At 72.5% G+C, this 19,281-nt stretch carries 14 protein-coding genes and 3 tRNA genes; 9 read left to right on the top strand and 8 right to left on the bottom strand.

Translation table 11 applies throughout. The features are described from left to right. The first annotated feature begins 78 nt into the window (after positions 1–78). The gene (locus tag J3486_RS39785) at positions 79–1,569 is read left to right on the top strand and encodes an MFS transporter (RefSeq protein WP_207828985.1); all 1,491 of its coding nucleotides are present in this window, start codon (positions 79–81) and stop codon (positions 1,567–1,569) included. On the opposite strand, the gene purL is transcribed toward J3486_RS39785, so the two are convergent. The 3 genes from purL to purS are packed head-to-tail and all read right to left on the bottom strand — an operon-like array spanning position 1,566 to position 4,779. Further along, positions 1,566–3,827 (bottom strand): phosphoribosylformylglycinamidine synthase subunit PurL, encoded by a 2,262-nt coding sequence (purL, locus tag J3486_RS39780; RefSeq protein ID WP_207828898.1) that lies wholly within the window; start codon positions 3,825–3,827, stop codon positions 1,566–1,568. The two genes, J3486_RS39785 and purL, sit on opposite strands and share 4 nt — an antisense overlap. Next, the gene (gene purQ / locus J3486_RS39775; protein WP_207828897.1) at positions 3,824–4,507 is read right to left on the bottom strand and encodes a phosphoribosylformylglycinamidine synthase subunit PurQ; all 684 of its coding nucleotides are present in this window, start codon (positions 4,505–4,507) and stop codon (positions 3,824–3,826) included. Before purQ ends, purL begins: the two co-directional genes overlap by 4 nt. Beyond that, positions 4,504–4,779, bottom strand: a complete 276-nt coding sequence (gene purS / locus J3486_RS39770; RefSeq protein WP_207828896.1) for a phosphoribosylformylglycinamidine synthase subunit PurS — start codon at positions 4,777–4,779, stop codon at positions 4,504–4,506. The genes purQ and purS overlap by 4 nt, the downstream gene beginning before the upstream one ends. Before the next feature lie 360 nt (positions 4,780–5,139). On the opposite strand from purS, the gene J3486_RS39765 reads away from it, so the two are divergent. The 8 genes from J3486_RS39765 to J3486_RS39730 all read left to right on the top strand — a co-directional run bounded on the left by J3486_RS39765 (position 5,140) and on the right by J3486_RS39730 (position 9,878). After that, positions 5,140–5,460, top strand: coding sequence for an Lsr2 family protein (locus tag J3486_RS39765; protein WP_207828895.1), 321 nt, complete (start codon positions 5,140–5,142; stop codon positions 5,458–5,460). Between the two features lie 140 nt (positions 5,461–5,600). Continuing rightward, positions 5,601–5,672 (top strand) — tRNA-Gly (locus J3486_RS39760). A gap of 94 nt (positions 5,673–5,766) precedes the next feature. After that, a tRNA-Gly gene (locus tag J3486_RS39755) sits at positions 5,767–5,842 on the top strand. Between the two features lie 128 nt (positions 5,843–5,970). Beyond that, positions 5,971–6,939, top strand: a complete 969-nt coding sequence (locus tag J3486_RS39750) for an ABC transporter ATP-binding protein (protein ID WP_207828894.1) — start codon at positions 5,971–5,973, stop codon at positions 6,937–6,939. 17 nt (positions 6,940–6,956) lie between these two features. Continuing rightward, positions 6,957–7,724: an ABC transporter permease gene (locus J3486_RS39745; protein ID WP_207828984.1), complete on the top strand. Its 768-nt coding sequence runs from the start codon at positions 6,957–6,959 to the stop codon at positions 7,722–7,724. 19 nt (positions 7,725–7,743) lie between these two features. Beyond that, on the top strand, positions 7,744–9,153 hold the full coding sequence (locus J3486_RS39740) for a histidine kinase (RefSeq protein ID WP_307805136.1): 1,410 nt from the start codon (positions 7,744–7,746) through the stop codon (positions 9,151–9,153). Further along, positions 9,150–9,758 carry a response regulator transcription factor gene (locus tag J3486_RS39735; RefSeq protein ID WP_207828893.1) on the top strand — a complete coding sequence of 203 codons (609 nt, stop codon included), beginning with the start codon at positions 9,150–9,152 and terminating at the stop codon, positions 9,756–9,758. The genes J3486_RS39740 and J3486_RS39735 overlap by 4 nt, the downstream gene beginning before the upstream one ends. 44 nt (positions 9,759–9,802) lie before the next feature. Further along, positions 9,803–9,878, top strand: a tRNA-Gly gene (locus J3486_RS39730). A 37-nt stretch (positions 9,879–9,915) separates the two neighbouring features. On the opposite strand, the gene J3486_RS39725 is transcribed toward J3486_RS39730, so the two are convergent. From J3486_RS39725 to J3486_RS39705, 5 genes are all read right to left on the bottom strand, one after another. Then, a complete protein-coding gene (locus tag J3486_RS39725) occupies positions 9,916–10,830 on the bottom strand; it encodes a phosphoribosylaminoimidazolesuccinocarboxamide synthase (RefSeq protein WP_207828892.1) in 915 nt (304 codons plus the stop codon). Positions 10,831–10,920: 90 nt separating this feature from the next. Further along, positions 10,921–12,378, bottom strand: a complete 1,458-nt coding sequence (locus tag J3486_RS39720; RefSeq protein ID WP_207828982.1) for a N,N-dimethylformamidase beta subunit family domain-containing protein — start codon at positions 12,376–12,378, stop codon at positions 10,921–10,923. Positions 12,379–12,747: 369 nt separating this feature from the next. Then, on the bottom strand, positions 12,748–15,222 hold the full coding sequence (locus J3486_RS39715) for a hypothetical protein (protein WP_207828891.1): 2,475 nt from the start codon (positions 15,220–15,222) through the stop codon (positions 12,748–12,750). Between the two features lie 351 nt (positions 15,223–15,573). Then, on the bottom strand, positions 15,574–16,833 hold the full coding sequence (purD, locus tag J3486_RS39710; RefSeq protein ID WP_207828889.1) for a phosphoribosylamine--glycine ligase: 1,260 nt from the start codon (positions 16,831–16,833) through the stop codon (positions 15,574–15,576). Positions 16,834–16,969: 136 nt separating this feature from the next. Then, on the bottom strand, positions 16,970–19,249 hold the full coding sequence (locus J3486_RS39705) for a DNA polymerase III subunit gamma and tau (protein WP_207828888.1): 2,280 nt from the start codon (positions 19,247–19,249) through the stop codon (positions 16,970–16,972). Between the last annotated feature and the right edge of the window lie 32 nt (positions 19,250–19,281).

Raw genomic sequence — 19,281 nt, 5'->3', positions numbered from 1 at the left:
ATTGACTCGGTACATTTTCTTCGTCACCGTAGGACCATGCCTCCTTCCACGAACGGGACTTCCACCGGCGCGCCGTCCATGAGTGCGGCTCAGCGCAGGATCGGCATGTTCGTCTGCCTCTTCGCGATCGTCCTCGCCGTCCTCGACCTGCAGATCGTCTCGGCGGCGGCCGTGCCGATCGTCCGCGACCTCGACCCGGTGCACGGCATCGATCATTTCCCCTGGCTGGTCAGCGCGTTCGCGCTCGCCTCGGCCGCGATGCTGCCGCTGTACGGCAAGCTCTGCGACACCCTCGGCGCCAAGCGCGTCTTCCTCGGCGCCGTCGGCACCTTCCTGCTGGGCTCCGCTCTGTGCGGACTCGCCCGGTCCATGGGCGAGTTGATCGCGGCGCGCGCCGTACAGGGGCTGGGCGGCGGCGGCCTGATGAGCGTGACGATGGTGGTGATCGCCCAGCTGGCCGGCCCCGGCGAGCAGGGGCCGGGGCGGGGCGGCGGGCTCGGCGGCGTCGTCGCGGGCGGCGGCATGGCGCTCGGCCCCTGGCTGGGCGGCTTCCTCGCCGACCACGCGGGCTGGCGCTGGATCTTCTACGTGAATCTGCCGCTCGGCATCGTCGTCCTCGCCGCCGGCGCGCTCGTCCTCAACCTCCCCGACCAGCCGGTGCGCCGCCCCCTGGACTGGGCGGGCGCGGGCCTGGCCGCCGCGTTCTCCACGGCGCTGCTCCTGGTCACCGACTGGGGCGGCCGGACGTACGCGTGGTCGTCGCCGCGGATCACGGGCCTGCTCTGCGCGGCCGTCGTGGCGCTCGCCCTGTTCCTGTGGCGCCAGCGCCGCGCCGCCGAACCCGTCCTGCCGCTCTCGCTCTTCCGCGTCCCCGCACTGCGCTGGGGGTTCGTGGTGCAGGGCATCACGGGCGCCGCGATGATGTGCGCGATCTACTACGTCCTGGTCTATCTCCAGGTCGCCCGCGGCCTGAGCAGCTCGGCCGCGGGCCTGTTCCTGCTGCCGATGGCGGCCGGGATGACCGCGGTCGGGATCCTCACGGGCCGCCTGAGCGGGTCGGCCCGGACCCTGACGCTCACCGGCACCCTGACGATGACCGCGGTCTTCGCCCTGCTCGCGACGACCGTGACACCCGATACGCCGTTGTGGCTGATCCGCGCCGAACTGCTGCTCGCGGGCGCCGGCTTCGGCCAGCTCGTCGGCCGGCTCATCGAGCTGGTGCAGAACGCGGCACCGCGCCCGCTGCTCGGCGTGGCCACCACGGGCATCCGCTTCTTCCAGACCCTCGGCAACGCCCTGGGCGCCGCCCTCTTCGGCACCGTCCTGTTCCGTCTCGTCGACGGTGACGTGAGCGCGATCCCAACGCTGCACGGCGCCGAACACGTCGCCGCCGTACGGGACTTCGTGCACGCGACGGACGTGGTGTTCGGGTGCGGGGCGGCGGTCATGCTGCTCGCGACGCTGCTGGCGACCCGGCTGCCGCGCGCACAGGCGAAGGCCCCGGCCGGAACACTCCCGGACGGGGCCCTCGACCGCGTACCGGAAGAGGCACGCAGAACGGCTTCCTAGCCGAAGATGCCCGGCAGGGTCCCCTCGTGCGCCGCCCGCAGCTCGTCGAGGGAGAGCGCGAACTCGCCCTGGACGTCGACGCGGGCCTCGGGGCCGGAGCCGTCCACGACACCGATGCGGGTGACGGGCAGCCCGCGCGCCCCGCACATGTCGTTGAACCGCAGCTCCTCGCTGCGCGGCACGGCCACGACCGCGCGGCCCGCCGACTCCGAGAAGAGGAACGTGAACGCGTCCAGGCCGTCCGGGACGACCAGGCGCGCGCCCTTCCCGCCGAGCAGCGCCGACTCGACCACGGCCTGGACCAGACCGCCGTCGGACAGGTCGTGCGCGGCGTCGATCATGCCGTCGCGGGAGGCCGAGATCAGGATCTCGCCGAGCAGCCGCTCGCGCTCCAGGTCGACCTTCGGCGGCAGGCCGCCGAGGTGGTCGTGCACGACCTGCGACCAGGCCGAACCACCGAACTCCTCACGGGTGTCACCGAGCAGGTAGAGGAGCTGGCCCTCTTCCTGGAAGGCGACGGGCGTACGCCGGGCCACGTCGTCGATGACGCCGAGCACCGCCACGACCGGGGTCGGGTGGATGGCGGCCTCACCGGTCTGGTTGTACAGCGAGACGTTGCCGCCGGTGACCGGGGTGCCGAGCTGGAGGCAGCCGTCGGCCAGACCACGGATGGCCTCGGCGAACTGCCACATGACGGCCGGGTCCTCGGGCGAACCGAAGTTCAGGCAGTCGGAGACCGCGAGCGGCTTGGCACCGGTGGTGGCGACGTTGCGGTACGCCTCCGCCAGCGCGAGCTGCGCGCCCGTGTACGGGTCGAGCTTCGCGAACCGGCCGTTGCCGTCCGTCGCGATGGCGACACCGAGGCCGGTCTCCTCGTCGATGCGGATCATGCCCGAGTCCTCGGGCTGGGCCAGCACCGTGTTGCCCTGCACGAAGTGGTCGTACTGCTGCGTGATCCACTTCTTGGACGCCTGGTTCGGCGAACCGACCAGCGCGAGGACCTGCTGCTTGAGCTCGTCGCTCGAAGCGGGCCGGGGCAGCTTGTTCGCGTCGTCGGCCTGCAGCGCGTCCTGCCACGCGGGGCGGGCGTAGGGGCGCTCGTAGACCGGACCGTCGTGGGCGACCGTGCGCGGGTCGACGTCGACGATCTTCTCGCCGTGCCAGAAGATCTCCAGGCGGTCGCCGTCGGTCACCTCACCGATGACGGTGGCGATGACGTCCCACTTCTCGCAGATCTCCAGGAAGCGGTCGACCTTCGAGGGCTCGACCACGGCGCACATGCGCTCCTGCGACTCGCTCATGAGGATTTCCTCGGGAGAGAGCGTGGAGTCGCGCAGCGGTACGTCGTCCAGCTCGACGCGCATACCGCCCGAGCCGTTGGACGCCAGCTCGGAGGTGGCGCAGGAGATGCCGGCGGCACCGAGGTCCTGGATGCCGACGACGAGCTTCTCGGCGAAGGCCTCCAGGGTGCACTCGATGAGGAGCTTCTCCTGGAACGGGTCACCGACCTGCACGGCGGGACGCTTCGACGGCTTGGCGTCGTCGAAGGTCTCGGAGGCCAGGATGGAGGCGCCGCCGATGCCGTCGCCGCCCGTGCGGGCGCCGTACATGATGACCTTGTTGCCCGCGCCGGACGCCTTCGCGAGGTGGATGTCCTCGTGCCGCATGACGCCGATGGCACCGGCGTTGACCAGCGGGTTGCCCTGGTAGCAGGCGTCGAAGACGACCTCGCCGCCGATGTTCGGCAGGCCCAGGCAGTTGCCGTAGCCGCCGATGCCGGCGACGACGCCGGGCAGCACGCGCTTGGTGTCGGGGTGGTCGGCGGCGCCGAACCGCAGCGGGTCCACGACCGCGACCGGGCGGGCGCCCATCGCGATGATGTCGCGCACGATGCCGCCGACGCCGGTGGCCGCGCCCTGGTAGGGCTCGACGTACGACGGGTGGTTGTGCGACTCGACCTTGAAGGTGACGGCGTAGCCCTGGCCGACGTCCACGACACCGGCGTTCTCACCGATGCCGACGAGCATCGCGTCGGACTGCGGGGCCTTCTCGCCGAACTGGCGCAGGTGCACCTTGCTGCTCTTGTACGAGCAGTGCTCGGACCACATGACCGAGTACATGGCGAGCTCGGCGCCGGTCGGGCGGCGACCGAGGATCTCCACGACGCGCTCGTACTCGTCCTTCTTCAGACCGAGTTCGGCCCAGGGCAGCTCGACGTCGGGGGTCTTGCTTGCGTTCTCTACGGTGTCGAGGCTCATGAGGCGGCGACCAGCTTCTTGAGGATCGAGGTGAAGAAGGGCAGACCGTCGGTGCGGCCCGACCCGATGAGGGGCTCGACGGCGTGCTCCGGGTGCGGCATCAGACCGACGACGTTGCCCGCCTCGTTCGTGATGCCGGCGATGTCACGGAGCGAGCCGTTGGGGTTGAAGTCGAGGTAGCGGAAGACGACCCGCCCCTCGGCCTCCAGCTTGTCGAGCGTGTACTCGTCGGCGACGTAGCGCCCGTCCATGTTCTTCAGCGGGATGTGGATCTCCTGGCCCGCCTCGTAGTCGGACGTCCAGGCCGTGTCCGCGTTCTCCACCCGCAGCTTCTGGTCGCGGCAGATGAAGTGCAGGTGGTCGTTGCCGAGCATGCCGCCGGGGAGCAGGTGGGCCTCGGTGAGGACCTGGAACCCGTTGCAGATACCCAGCACCGGAAGGCCGGCCTGCGCCTGGTCGATCACGGTCTCCATGACCGGCGAGAAGCGCGAAATGGCGCCCGCGCGCAGGTAATCGCCGTAGGAGAAACCGCCGGGCAGGACCACCGCGTCGACCTGCTTCAGGTCCTTGTCCTTGTGCCAGAGAGCAACCGGCTCGGCGCCCGCCAGGCGGATCGCGCGCTGCGTGTCCCGATCGTCGAGGGAACCCGGAAAGGTGACGACGCCAATACGAGCGGTCACTTTTCGGCTCCCGCCGCGAGCTCCGCGGCTTCTTCGACCTTGACCGTGAAGTTCTCGATCACTGTGTTGGCGAGGAAGGTTTCCGCCAGCTCGTGGATACGGGCGAGCGCGGCGTCATCCACCGGCCCGTCCACTTCGAGCTCGAAACGCTTTCCCTGACGTACGTCGGAGATGCCGTCGAAACCGAGGCGCGGCAGCGCACGCTGCACCGCCTGGCCCTGGGGGTCGAGGATCTCCGGCTTGAGCATGACGTCGACTACGACGCGTGCCACTGGCACTCCCGGTGTGTGGTGCTGAGCAGGTCTGTTCAGAGTACCCGCCCAAATCTTCTACTCGCGTAGACGGTAGGAATCTACGAGAGCCGGGTCACGTTACGGCAACGACATGAGACGCGCACGAAAAATTAAGGGAAAGACACCGGATATCAACCGGGCCGGACACGCGGAGGTTTTTGACTGGTCTTCCCAGCACAATGTCAGGCAGGGTAAAAAGGAAATGGCAGATACCGGCAACAGGCCTGAACCCGGGCCGCAACATTGCCCGACCTTTGCCTGACAACTGCTGGACAAGGGCAGAACAGTCGACATCGCCGCACGTCAAAGCGGGGATGCCGGACGAAGGGACCGATATTCGTGGCGCAGCGTGTCGTGGTCACTCTCTTTGACGACATCGACGGCTCGGAAGCGGCGGAAACGGTCGCCTTCGGTCTCGACGGCAGGTCGTACGAGATCGACCTCAATCAAGCCAATGCGAAACAGCTCCGCAAGGCGCTGGCCCCGTACCTGGAGGCCGGACGCAAGCGCTCGGGCCGCACCGGCAAGGCGTTCACGCACACCGCGGTGAGCCCGGACCCGGCCGCCGTCCGCGCCTGGGCCCGCTCGAACCAGCTGGACGTGCCGCCGCGCGGCCGCATCCCGAAGCGCATCTACGAGGAGTTCGCCAAGGCCCACTAGGACGTGCGCCGAGAGTCCCGCCTCGCCCGTCGGCCGTCAGAAGCCCCACGCGGCAACCGACTTGCGCTGCACCCCCGGCGGTCGGCTAGAGTCTGAAGCACGCCGAGGGGCGAGGCCGACAGGCCGAACCTCACGGAGATGCGGGTGTAGTTCAGTAGCAGAACATCCCCCTTCCAGGGGGAAGGCGCAGTGTGCAATTCCTGTCACCCGCTCTGCATCGCGTACCGATCACTCTTCGGGGTGCGGTAGGCTGATGCACGCACCGCCTGGACCGTGTCTTTTCAGATACGTGCCGGTCGGGAAAATGCGAACGTAGCTCAGTTGGTAGAGCGCAACCTTGCCAAGGTTGAGGTCGCGAGTTCGAACCTCGTCGTTCGCTCCAGTTCCGGAGGCCCGGATCCCTTGAGGATCCGGGCCTCCGGCGTTTCCCGGGCCGCTTCTGACATTTGTCATGCGGGGTGATGACACCGCGCACTGCCGCCGGGCCCCGGCCGCCGGAACGCTGGAGACATGACCAGCAACGAGCGCGTGATCGATGTCACTGATCTGCGCCGCGTGTACGGGGACACCGGACGGGGCTCGTTCGAGGCGGTGCGCGGAGTGAGTTTCTCCGTGGGCCGCGGCGAGCTCTTCGCCCTTCTCGGCACGAACGGCGCGGGAAAGACCTCCACCGTCGAACTCCTCGAAGGACTCGCGGCCCCGGCCGGCGGGCGGGTGCGGGTCCTCGGCCACGACCCGCGCACCGAGCGCGACGCCGTGCGCCCGCGGATCGGCGTGATGCTCCAGGAGGGCGGGTTCCCCGGCGAACTGAACGTCGCCGAGACCGTCCGGATGTGGGCCGGCTGCACCAGCGGGGCCCGCCCGGCCGGCGAGGCCCTGGAGATGGTCGGGCTCGGCGGGCGGACCCGGGTGCGGGTCAAGCAGCTGTCCGGCGGGGAGAAGCGGCGGCTCGACCTGGCGCTCGCGCTGATCGGGCGGCCCGAGGTGCTCTTCCTCGACGAGCCGACGACCGGGCTCGACGCCGAGGGCCGCCAGGACACCTGGGAGCTGGTGCGCCGGCTGCGCGCCGACGGCACCACCGTGCTGCTGACCACGCACTACCTCGAAGAGGCCGAGGAGCTCGCCGACCGGCTCGCGATCCTGCACGAGGGGCGGATCGCCGCCGAGGGCACCGTCGCCGAGGTCGTCGCCGCGCAGCCCGCGCACATCTCGTTCGACCTGCCCGACGGCTATCTCCTCGGCGACCTGCCGCCGCTCGGCCCGCTCGGGGTCACCGGGCACACCGTCGAGGGACAGAGCGTCCGGCTGCGCACCGGCGAACTCCAGCGGGCCGCGACCGGGCTCCTGGTGTGGGCGCGGGACGCGGGCGTGGAGCTGCGTCGGCTCGATGTGCGCGGGGCGTCCCTGGAGGAGGCGTTCCTGCGGATCGCGCGGGACGCGCGGCAGGAGCAGACCCACGAAGAGGCGGTGGCGGTGTGAGCACGGTCGGTACGACGATGACGACGACCCCGGCGGGGCGGCTCAAGGCGCTCACGCGGGCCGAGTTCACCCTGCTCGGGCGGAGCAAGGGCGTGCTGTTCACAGCGGTGTTCGTGCCGCTCGTGCTGCCGTTCAGCGTCTCCCGGTCCGTCGACGAGTCCGATCTGTTGGACGCCGGGCTGAATCTCGGCGTCGTACTGATCTCGTCGACGATCGCCTTCTCGCTGCTGTTCGCCGTATACAGCTCGCTGGTGAGCGTGTACGCGGCACGGCGCGAGGAACTCGTCCTCAAGCGGCTGCGCACCGGGGAGCTGCGCGACGCCGAGATCCTCGCCGGGGCCGCGGTGCCGTCCGTCGTGATCGGGCTCGCGCAGTGCGGGGCGGCGGCCGTCGTGTGCGCGACGGCGCTGGACGCGGGCGCGCCCGAGGCGCCCCAACTGGTGCTGCTGGGGCTCGTGCTGGGCATTCCGTTGTGCGTCGCGCTCGCCGCGTACACCACCGTGTTCAGCCGCAGTGTGGAGAGCGCGCAGGTCGCCGCGATGCCGATGCTGATCGTGTCGATGTTCGCCTCCGGCGCCGTGGTGCCCCTGGAGGTGCTGCCCGACAAACTGGCCTCCGTGTGCGAGGTGCTGCCGCTGACGTCGGCGCTCACCCTGGTGCGGGGCGGCTGGGGCGGCACGCTGTCCGGCGGGGAGGCCGTGCGGGCCGCCGCCGTGGCGGTGGCCTGGATCGCCGTCGCCGTGTTTGCTGTGCGGAAGCGGTTCCGGTGGGAGCCGCGGCGGTGAGGCGGGGAGGGCGGTAGGGGTGCGCGTTCGGCGACGGTGGCGGGACCGCAGCAAGGTGGAGCGGGTCGAGTGGCAGACCCGGACCATGCTCCGCGCCATGAACTGGCTGTACCTGGTGGCCTGGTCGGGCACCGCACTCGCCGGGACACTCCGCCACGACGGCCTCGCATACACCCTCGGCGCCTGCCTGGCCGGGGTGAACGTGGCCCAGTGCGTCGTCGGCCACGTCCATCTGAGCAGCGCGCTCGACGCGTACCTCGGGCGCGGCCCCGTGCCGCGCGGGCACACCAGGACGGCGGCGGCGCTCCTCCTCGCCGCGCTCGGGCTGCTCGCTGCGCTCGTCGCCACCGGCAGCTCCGACGACGGCCTGTTCGTGCTGCCGCTGCTCTTCGCCGTGATGCCGTTCGGCTGCGCCCACGCGCTGATCGTGCCGGTCCGTACGTTCGTCCGGCACGGGGCTTTCGCCACCGCCGCGACGATCGGACTGTTCGCCGCGGCGGGGGCCGAGGTCGGCCAACTCGTCGGCGTGGCCGTCGTCCTGGTGCTCAGCGTGCCGCTGCAACTGCTCACCGTGCGCTGCAGCGCCTGGAACCTCTCCGTGATGTGGGAGTCCGAGCGCGCCCGCGAGACCAAGGCCCGGCTCGCCGTCGCCGAGGAGCGGCTGCGGTTCGGGCGGGACCTGCACGACGTCATGGGCCGCAATCTCTCCGTCGTCGCGCTGAAGAGCGAGCTGGCGGCGCAGCTCGCGCGGCGCGGCGACGTCGAGGCGGCCGTGGCACAGATGGTCGAGGTGCAGCGGATCGCGCGGGAGTCGCAGAAGGACGTACGCGATGTCGTCCGCGGATACCGCGAGGTCGACCTGGCTGTCGAACTCGTCGGAGCGCAAGGGGTGTTGGACGCGGCCGGGATCGCCTGCACGGTGACGGGGGACCCGGCCGGGCTGCCCGGCGAAGTGCAGTCGGCGCTGGCCTGGGTGGTGCGGGAGGCCGCGACGAACGTGCTGCGGCACGGGGACGCGGCGGCCTGCCGGGTGTCGTTGGAGCGCGGGGACGAAGGAGTGGTGCTGACCGTGGAGAACGACGGGGCCGAGGGCGCGGCCGGCGCCGAGGGCGGTGTCGGGTCCGGGCTCGCCGGGCTGCGGGAGCGGCTCGCCGGGGTGGACGGGAGCCTGGATGCGGGGTTCGCCGGAGAAGGGGTGTTCCGGGTGGTGGCTGCTGTGCCGGTGACGGTGGGGGCGCCTGTGGTGGGCGGTGGGGGTGGGGCTGGGCCTGAGGATGGGGCTGGGCCTGGGCCTGAGGATGGGGCTGGGCCTGGGCCTGGGCCTGAGGATGGGGCTGGGCCTGGGGATGGGCCTGGGCCTGGGTCCGCTCGTTTCGCCGTGCGGAACCCCCGCTCGCGGCAGGGAGACGTACAGGGGGCACGCCGATGACTCTGCGCGTCCTGCTCGCCGACGACGAGCACCTCATCCGCGGCGCCCTCGCCGCGCTCCTCGCGCTCGAGGACGATCTCGTCGTCGTCGCCGAGGCCGCCACCGGGCCCGAGGCGCTCGCCATGGCGCGGGCGCACCGGCCCGATGTCGCCGTGCTCGATCTGGAGATGCCGGGGGCCGACGGTGTGAGGGTGGCCACATCGATCCGGGAGGAGCTGCCCGGCTGCCGGACCATGATCGTGACCAGCCACGGGCGGCCCGGACATCTGAAGAGAGCCCTGGCCGCGGGGGTGCGCGGGTTCGTGCCGAAGACGGTGAGCGCACAGCGGCTCGCCGAGATCATCCGTACCGTGCACGCCGGAAACCGTTATGTGGACCCGGAGTTGGCGGCCGACGCGATCTCCGCGGGCGACTCCCCGCTGACCGCGCGCGAGGCCGAGGTCCTGGAGTTCGCGGCCGACGGGGCGCCCGTCGCGGAGATCGCCGAGCGGGCCGCGCTCTCCCCGGGCACGGTCCGCAACTACCTCTCGTCGGCCGTCTCGAAGCTGGGCGCCGAGAACCGTCACGCGGCGGTGCGTCTCGCACGCGAGCGAGGTTGGGTATAGTTGGCGTCGCGCCACGGCGCAGCAGCACTGCGAAAGCGGCGCTTGCGAACGTAGCTCAGTTGGTAGAGCGCAACCTTGCCAAGGTTGAGGTCGCGAGTTCGAACCTCGTCGTTCGCTCCACGAAGAAGGCCCCCGGTCACTGACCGGGGGCCTTCTCTCATTCCCAGCTCAGGCCGGTCAGCAGCTCGTACGCCTCGATGTACTTGCCGCGCGTCGCCGCGACGACGTCGTCCGGGAGGGCCGGCGGCGGCTGCTCGCTCTTGCGGTCCCAGCCGGAGGCCGGGGAGGTCAGCCAGTCCCGCACGAACTGCTTGTCGTAGCTCGGCTGGGCGCGGCCCGGCTGCCACTGGTCGGCCGGCCAGAAGCGGGACGAGTCCGGGGTGAGCACCTCGTCGGCGAGGACCAGCGTGGGCTCGCCGTCGCCCGCCTTGTCGAAACCGAACTCGAACTTGGTGTCCGCGAGGATGATGCCGCGCTCACGCGCGATGTCCCGGGCCCGGCTGTAGACGGCGAGCGTGGCCTGGCGCAGCTGGGCGGCCGTGTCGGCGCCGACCTGACGGGCCACTTCCTCGTAGCTGACGTTCTCGTCGTGCTCGCCGACCTCGGCCTTCGTGGCGGGCGTGAAGATCGGCGCGGGCAGCTCCGAGCCGTCCTCGAGCCCCTCGGGCAGGGCGAGGCCGCAGACCGTACGGGACTCGTTGTACTCGACCAGGCCCGAGCCGGTCAGATAGCCGCGGGCGACCGCCTCGACCGGGACCATGTCCAGGTTCTTGCAGATCATGGTGCGGCCCGCCCAGTCGGCGGGGGCGCCGGCCGGCAGGTCCGTGGAGATGACGTGGTTCGGGATCAGGTCGCGCAGCTGCTCGAACCACCACAGCGAGAGCTGGGTGAGGACCCGGCCCTTGTCCGGGATGAGGCTGGGCAGCACCCAGTCGTACGCGGACATGCGGTCGGTGGCGACCATCACGAGGTCGCCCGCCTCGTTGCGGTACAGGTCCCGCACCTTGCCGGTGTGGAGATGCACCAGGCCCGGCACCTGAAGCGGCTCGGGCTTTTCGACGAATCCGGACATGGTTCCTCCCCGTGGTTCTGTACGAGTACCTCTGATTGTCCCGTACAGGGGGATGGATTTTGGCCACGGGTCGCGGTGCGGTCTGTGACCTCAGTCCCGTTTGCAGATGCGGTCGAGGAGGTTGGCCGTCGCCCGCTGGATACGGGGGTCCACGTGCCCGGGGCGGTCCAGGGCCGGGGACCAGGCGAACGTCCCGGACGCGAAGACCAGGGCGCCGGACGGCGCCCGGTACAACGATGTCTCCTGATGACGGCGGACCTTGTCGCCGTCGCGGTACGGGGAATGGGCCAGGAGTATCCGGTCCTGGTGCTCGGGCAGCGCCGTCCGCGGGAAGTAGCGGTCGGCCTCACCGGCGACCAGGCCCTCGATCTCGTCGCCCTCGTGCGCCCCCGTCGCCTCCCACAGCCAGTGGTCCGCGTTCCGCACGACCAGGGGGTGCGGCTCGGGGACCCGGCCCGCGTACTGGATGCCGAGGAGCTGCTGCTCGGGTCTGTCGATCTCCCGCCACAGGGCCGGCTTTCCGGGGCCCCTGCGCTTGCGGCAGGTGAGGAGGCGGTCCGGGACGCCGGACGGGGACGGGCCCAACTCCACCTGCCAGTACATGGTGTTGGCGGAGAGGAAGACGAGCGAGGTGCCGTGCTCGCGGGCCAGCTCGGTGGTACGGCGCATGTTCGCCGACCAGTACTCGTCGTGGCCGGGGAAGACCAGGCCGCGGTACCGAGTCGGGTCGATGCGGCCCGCGTGCAGATCGCGCGCGTCCGCGTACGCCAGGTCGTAGCCGTACCGCTCGGCCCAGCGGATGAAGTCGTAGGCGTGACCGACGTGCAGGGGCAGGCCCGCGCCCGCGTACGGGCGGTCGAAGGAGACCGTGATCGCGGCCTCGCTCTCGCCGAGCAGCCGGCCTTCCTCGTCCCACGCGTGGTAGAGGCTGGCGCCGGTGCGGCCGTCCTCCGGGTAGAGGTTGTACGCCTGCCACGTGATGTCCGGCAGGAGCAGCAGCAGATCGGCGGGGTTCGTGTCGCGGACCGTGAAGGGGACGTGCGAGCGGTACCCGTCGGCGGTCGTCAGGACCGCCACGTACGCCCCCACGTTCCAGAACGACGGGATCTGCAGACGCCAGGACTGCCACCAGTGATGGCAGGAGACCGTGCGGTCCGCCGACAGCGGCGGGGGCTGCACGATGCCGGAGAGCCGGGGGCTCGTGGTGATCTTGGCCGCGCCGTCGCCGCCGTAGTGCCCGATCCGGTAGATGTCCACGGTGAACTGCTGGGGCGGGTCGACCGTGATGTGGAAGTCGATCGCCTCGCCGGGCGCGGCCGCTCCGGTGGAGGTGAAGCCCTTGATCTGGCGGTGCACGTCGTCGGCCGAACGGGGGCCCGTGGTACGGGGCTTGGGGATCGTGGTGCTGTTGGTGGAGCCGGGCTGCGGGGCGTGCTCCACGTCCACGTACCAGGGCACGACCTGGCCCGTGTCGTCGAAGTAGTGGTCGCTGCTGCGCAGCCAGGGCAGCGGCCCCTGCCCGAAGGGGTCGCTGACGGCGTGCGCCATCGCGCCGGACTCCCAGCGGGGTGTGCGCGCACGCGGGGGCTGCGGCGGGGGTGCGGCGTCCTGCCGCGCCTCGTCCTCCGGGTGCCCTGCCCTGTCCGGCCCCTGCGCCATGCCTGTTCCCCTCCCTCGCTCCCCCGAGCCGACGCGCGGACGTCGCCGTCCGGCGCATCCGTCCGGTGCACCCGCTCCGGCGTACCGGTGCGTGTGCCCGCTCGTCGCGTCGTGGTGCCGCGCCCTTCAGCCGCGCCCGTCTGTTGTGTCCGCGACCGGTCCCAGCACATCACATTACGCACGCACTCCGTCACCGTTCGTCGTGAATTGACGAGACTGGAACGTTTCCCTCCGGGGCGCGCTTCGGCACGCACGGGGTCATACCAGGCGTACGGGCTTCTCCGGACGGATGCCGAGACGGGCCAGCCAGTCCTTGAGCGGCTCGGGGTCGCCGTCCTCCACCAGGCTCACGACGCGGGGCGCGAGGTCGGCCGCCCGCTCGCCCTCGACCAGCAGCGACGGGCCGTCCAGCCAGTCCAGGCCGGGGGTCGCGCCGGCCGTGTCCACCGCGGCGCAGCAGACCATCGCGGTGACGTGGTCGGCCAGCAACTCGCGCCCGCTGCGCGGGGGTTGGAGCGGGAAGAGGGGGAGCGCCCCCTCGTCCCACAGTGCGCCGTCCGGGCCCTGCCCCGCCGCGGCGACGGGGGGCGCGGGGCGCTCCAGCTCCTCGCGGGCCAGCTCCGCACTGAGCCCGGCGGAGAGGGTGTCGACCTCGGGGCGGGGCGCGGGGTCAAGGTCGGCGTCCAGCCCGAGCCCGGCGTCCGGGTCGACGAGGTCGAGGTCGGGGTCGGGATCGGGGGCGGGGTTGGGGGCGGGGGCCAGGTCGGCGCCGGCGGCCAGGTCAGTGCCGAGGGTGGGGTCGGCGCCGAGGATGGGGTCGGTGCCGGGGGCGGGGTCGGTGCCCTGGGCGAGGTCGGCGCCGAGGGTGGGGGCGAGGTCGGGGCCGGTGCTGGGGGCGATGCCCGGGGCGAGGTCGGTGCCCTGGGCGAGGTCGACGCCGTCCGCGCCGGTGCGGGGGACGGGCTCGGCGGCGCTCGGAGCGGGGGGCTCCGTGCTGTCGGCGGTGCCCGGGGTCCCGGCGGGCAGCGTGGCCTCTGCGGTCGACCCGGCTTCGGCGGTCCGCGTGGCCTCGGCCGTCGGCCCGGCCTCTGCCGTCGGTCCGGCCTCACCGAGGAGCGCGGCCTCAGCGGTCGACCCGACCTCGGCGGTCGCCCCGACCTCGCCAAGGAGCCCGGCCTCAGCGGTCGGTCCGGCCTCACCAGGGAGCCCGGCCTCAGCGGTCGGTCCGGCCTCGGCGATCGACCCGGCCTCGCCGGGAAGCCCGGCCTCAGCGGTCGACCCGACCTCACCAAGGAGCCCGGCCTCACCGGGAAGCGCCGCCTCAGCAGTCGCCCCGGCCTCGGCAGTCGACCCGACCTCACCGGGAAGCCCGGCCTCAGCGATCGACCCGACCTCACCGGGAAGCCCGGCCTCAGCGGTCGACCCGGCCTCAGCGGTCGACCCGGCCTCACCGGGAAGCGCCGCCTCGGCGGGGAGTGTCAGGTGGTCGAGGACCCGGGCGAGGGTCGGGCCGTCGGGGGCCGTCGCGGGGGTGGCCGCGCCGGGCACGCCCAGCGCGTCCAGGACCCGGTGCAGCCGGGCGGCGTCGGTGCGCCACTTACGGTCCACGACCTCGTCCGGATACTCCTGCCAGTCCACCGGGGCCCAGTCCGGTCCTGACTCGGCGGGGCCGCCGTGGAAGAGGCGGGCGGCGAGCAGCGAGGCCGCCTCGTCGACGGCTCCGGGCTCTTCGAGCAGATCGCAGGCGGGGCGCTCGCCGAGCCGGGAGGCGAACGTCCCGTTCTGCGCGGCCAGGCGGTCGCGGCGGGAGAGCTCGGTGAGGGCGGCGACCACGCCCGCGTCAAGACGGGACGGCCAGCGGCCCATCCGCCAGGCGGGCAGCGCGACCCGGGTCAGCAGCCGGTCCCAGCCCGCGTACGCGAGCCCGACCTGCTCCTGGGCGACGATCCGCAGGCCGTAGTCCACAGCCTGGGCACGCTCGGCGGCGGCCGCGGCGACACCGCGCTCCATCTCGGCGGCGTGGATCCGGCAGCCGCTCAGCATCCGGCGGGCGACCCAGCCGACACCCTTCAGGACGGTGCGGGCGAGCGGACCGCGCTCGGGGGCGGCGGCGACCGCCACGGCGGCGTCCAGACCGCGCACGAAGCGCCGGGCCGCGGCTATGTCGGGGTGGGCCGAGGGGCCCGTACCGGCGACGACCGGGGCGAGGACCGCGCGCAGCTCGCCCACGCGCATCCACCACAGGAACGGGGAGCCGATGACGAGAACAGGGGCGACCGGAGCGGCCGCGGATATGTCGGGGCCGCCGCCGGGCGGGCCGTGCGCCGGGTGCGTCCGGTCCTCCAGCCAGCTGTCGCAGTCCGGGGTGAGCGCTATGGCCGACGGTGCCGGCACATCGAGCCGGTCGGCCAGGTCGCGCACCAGCCGGTACAGGTCGGGGGCGGTCTCCTCGGCGATCGGGACCGTCGGACTGACCGCGGGGCGGGCCCGCGCGACGACGAGCGCGACGCCCGCCGCGGCGAGCAGCACGACCACCGCGACCACGGAGACCACGATGCGCGCGACGTCCCAACTCCCGCCCGTCAGATGGCCGGTGGAGCCACCCGCGAGCAGCACCACGGAGGCGGCCGCGGGCAGCAATGCGAGCGCCGTCGCCCTGCCGCGGATGCGCAGCACGGCGAGGGCCCGGGAACGCGCCGTCTGCGCGCCGACCTCCGCACCAAAACCGGACACGACCGATGTCACCCCCTGCTGCCTTTGCCTCTTGTCCGGCCGCGGACCTGGGCCCACGACGGAACACTGGTGGCGTTGCTCACTCCCCCACTGTGGCACCCACCACTGACATCGCAATGCCGGTGGTCCGTCTGGTTCTGTCTGCCTCTGTCGGGCTCTGTCCCCGGACGCGGATGCCCTAACTCCGTGCGCCGCACCCTAGTTGGGACACGGGGCATCGTCAGCCGGATGGGCCATCGGTCACCCGATGGAATGGCTTTGGCTAAAGGTGGGTGACACAAAGGCGCCGGGCGGGAGAGGGTGACTCCCGCCCGGCGCCTGTGTGGCTGCGCCGGTTGCCGTCAGCTGTTTTCAGCTTTCGGCCGCCGCCTTCGCGGCGATGTCGGTGCGGTACTGGGAACCGTCGAGGCCGATGCGGGCCACGGCGGCGTACGCGCGCTCGCGGGCCTGCGTCAGATCGCCGCCGACCGCTGTGACGGAGAGCACACGGCCACCCGCGCTCACGACCGGCCCGTTCTCGCCGTCGCGCTTGGTCCCGGCGTGCAGGACGTACGCGTTCGGGGCATCCTGTGCGGCCACCTCGTCGAGCCCGGTGATCGGGTCACCGGTGCGCGGGGTGCCCGGGTAGTTGTGCGAGGCGACGACCACGGTGACGGCCGCGTCGTCGCTCCAGCGCAGCGGCTCCAGGTCGGCCAGCGTGCCGTTCGCGGAGGCCAGCAGGACACCGGCCAGCGGGGTGCGGAGGCGGGCCAGGACGACCTGGGTCTCCGGGTCGCCGAAGCGGGCGTTGAACTCGATGACGCGGACGCCGCGGCTGGTGATCGCCAGGCCCGCGTAGAGCAGACCGGAGAACGGGGTGCCGCGGTGCGCCATCTCGTCGACGGTCGGCTGCAGAACCGTCTCCAGGACCTCCTGGACCAGCTTCGGGTCGGCCCACGGAAGCGGCGAGTACGCGCCCATGCCGCCGGTGTTGGGACCCTCGTCGCCGTCGAGAGCGCGCTTGAAGTCCTGGGCGGGCTGGAGCGGGACGACCGTGGTGCCGTCGGTGATCGCGAACAGCGACACCTCGGGGCCGTCGAGGAACTCCTCGATGACGACGCGGTCGCAGGCGTTCGCGTGGGCGCGGGCCGCCTCGATGTCGTCGGTGACGACGACGCCCTTGCCCGCGGCGAGCCCGTCGTCCTTGACGACGTACGGGGCACCGAAGGCGTCCAGCGCCTCGTCGACCTCGGCGGGCGTGGTGCAGACGTAGGAGCGGGCGGTCGGCACACCGGCGCCGGCCATGACGTCCTTGGCGAACGCCTTGGAGCCTTCCAGCTGCGCGGCTTCGCCGGACGGGCCGAAGACGGGGATCCCGGCCTCGCGCACGGCGTCGGCGACGCCCGCCACCAGCGGGGCCTCCGGGCCCACGACGACGAGGTCGGCCTCCAGCTTCTTGGCGAGAGCGGCGACTGCCGCGCCGTCGAGGGCGTCGACCGCGTGCAGCTCGGCGACCTCGGCGATGCCTGCGTTGCCGGGAGCGCAGTACAGGGCGGAGACGTCGGGGTCGAGGGACAGAGAGCGGCACAGGGCGTGTTCGCGGGCGCCGCTGCCGATGACGAGGACCTTCACACCGTCAGCCTATCCGGCGCGGGACCGTGCCCTTGTAGGGGCTTCCCAAGGCGGGGCGGGGCGGCGTTCGTACGTTTCTCCAGGGAGCGGCCCGGAATGCGGGTGTCCCGGCGCATTGTGCGGGCGGGGCGCCGGGCTACTCGTTCGTGAACTCCTCGACCACGGTCGCGCCCAGCTCGCGGACGATCAGCTCGTGGCCCGACAGGGCGTTCTCGTCCAGGTCCGGGTCGTCGTCCTCCGGGGTGTCGTCCTCCACCGAGACCGGCTGGCGGACGGGGGCCGCAGGCGGTGCCGGAGCGGCGGGCGCCGACACGGCCGCGGCCGGGGCGGATGCCTGGGCCGAGGGCTGGGGCGCCGAGGGCTGCGGGGCTGCGGGCTGGGGCGCGGGAGCGGGGGCGTACCCACCGCCTCCATAGCCACCGCCTCCGTAGCCACCGCCGCCGCCGAAGCCACCGGCCGGGGCGGGCGCGGAGCCGCCCGAGGCGTCGACGACCGCGTCGATCTTCCACTGGACGTTGAACTGCTCGGCCAGGGCCGCCTTCAGCACCTCTTCGCCGCCGCTGCTCGCGAACCGGTCACGCGCGCCCGCGTTCACGAACCCGAGCTGGAGGGTGGTGCCGTCGAAGCCTGTCACCTGGGCGTTCTGGCTGATCAGCATCCAGGTGAAGCGGCGCTTGTTCTTGACCGCCTCCAGGATGTTCGGCCACAGGGTGCGGGGGTCCGGGCCGCCGGCCGGGGGCGCCGCCATGGGCGCGGGCGCGGCCGCCGGGGCGGGCTCGGGGGCCGCGGGCGCGGGCGCCGGTGCGGCGGCGGGTGCGGGCTGCTGCGGCGCGGGCGGCTGCCCGGAACCGGCGGCCGCCGCCGTGGGCCAGCCACCGGGCCTGCGGCCACCGCCCGCGGGGGCCGCCGTCGGCCAGGCGCCCGGGGCCTGCGGCGCGGCGGCCGGAGGCTGGGCTTCCGGAGCCGGGGCGGACGCGGGAGCGGGGGCGGGCGCCGCGGCCGGGGCGGGAGCGGGCGCCGGGGCCTGCGGCTGAGCAGGCTGGGGAGCTGGGGGAGGCTGGGGTGCCTGAGGCGTCTGGGGGGCCGGGGCCTGGGGTGCGGCAGGAGCGCCGCCGCCCCGCACGGCCGCGCGGGCCGCCGCGGGACCGCCGCCCGGCGGCACCATCGGCCCCGGCGCGGCGGCGGGCGCCGCATGGGCGTCGGGCCCGGGAACGTAGGCCATCGAAGGCCCTGGCCCCTGCCCGCCCGGTGTGAAGACGCCGCCGCGCTCGATGCGCTCCAGGCGGGCCATGACGGAGCGCTCGTCGTCGTACGCGGCGGGCAGCAGCACGCGCGCGCAGATCAGCTCCAGCTGGAGGCGCGGCGAGTTGGCGCCGCGCATCTCGGTCAGGCCCTGGTTGACGAGGTCGGCGGCGCGGCTGAGCTCGGCGGCGCCGAACGTCGACGCCTGCGCCTGCATCCGCTCGACGACATCGGCCGGGGCATCGATGAGGCCCTTCTCCGCGGCGTCCGGAACGGCGGCCAGGATGACGAGGTCCCGCAGCCGCTCCAGCAGGTCCGTGACGAACCGGCGCGGGTCGTTGCCGCCCTCGATGACGCGGTCCACGACCTCGAAGGCCGCCGCCCCGTCCCCGGTGGCGAAGGCCTCGACGACGGCGTCGAGCAGCGATCCCTCGGTGTAACCGAGCAGGCCGGTGGCCATCGCGTACGTCACACCCTCCTCGCCGGCGCCGGCGAGGAGCTGGTCCATGACGGACATGGAGTCACGCACCGACCCCGCGCCCGCGCGCACGACGAGCGGCAGCACGCCGTCCGCGACGGGGATGTCCTCCTTGCCGCACACCTCGCCCAGGTACTCGCGCAGCGTGCCGGGCGGCACGAGCCGGAAGGGGTAGTGGTGGGTCCTGGACCGGATCGTCCCGATGACCTTCTCGGGCTCCGTGGTCGCGAAGATGAACTTGAGGTGCTCCGGGGGCTCCTCTACGACCTTCAGCAGGGCGTTGAACCCCGCCGACGTGACCATGTGGGCCTCGTCGATGATGTAGATCTTGTACCGGCTGCTCGCGGGCCCGAAGAATGCCTTCTCGCGCAGGTCACGGGCGTCGTCCACACCACCGTGCGACGCGGCGTCGATCTCGATGACGTCGATCGAACCCGGTCCGTTGCGCGCGAGGTCCTGGCAGGACTGGCACGCGCCGCACGGCGTCGGGGTGGGTCCCTGCTCGCAGTTCAGACAGCGGGCCAGGATGCGCGCGCTGGTCGTCTTGCCACAGCCGCGCGGGCCGCTGAACAGGTACGCGTGATTGACCCGGTTGTTCCGCAGCGCCTGCTGCAACGGATCAGTGACATGCTCCTGTCCGATGACCTCGGCGAACGACTCCGGGCGATAGCGGCGGTACAGCGCGAGAGACGACACGCATACGAGGTTATAGGCGCCCACTGACAACC

Source organism: Streptomyces sp. VRA16 Mangrove soil, from assembly GCF_017377775.1.
Lineage (GTDB): Bacteria > Actinomycetota > Actinomycetes > Streptomycetales > Streptomycetaceae > Streptomyces.
The sequence above is the reverse complement of the archived record's forward strand: the minus strand, read 5'-3'. Positions and strand labels throughout refer to the sequence as shown.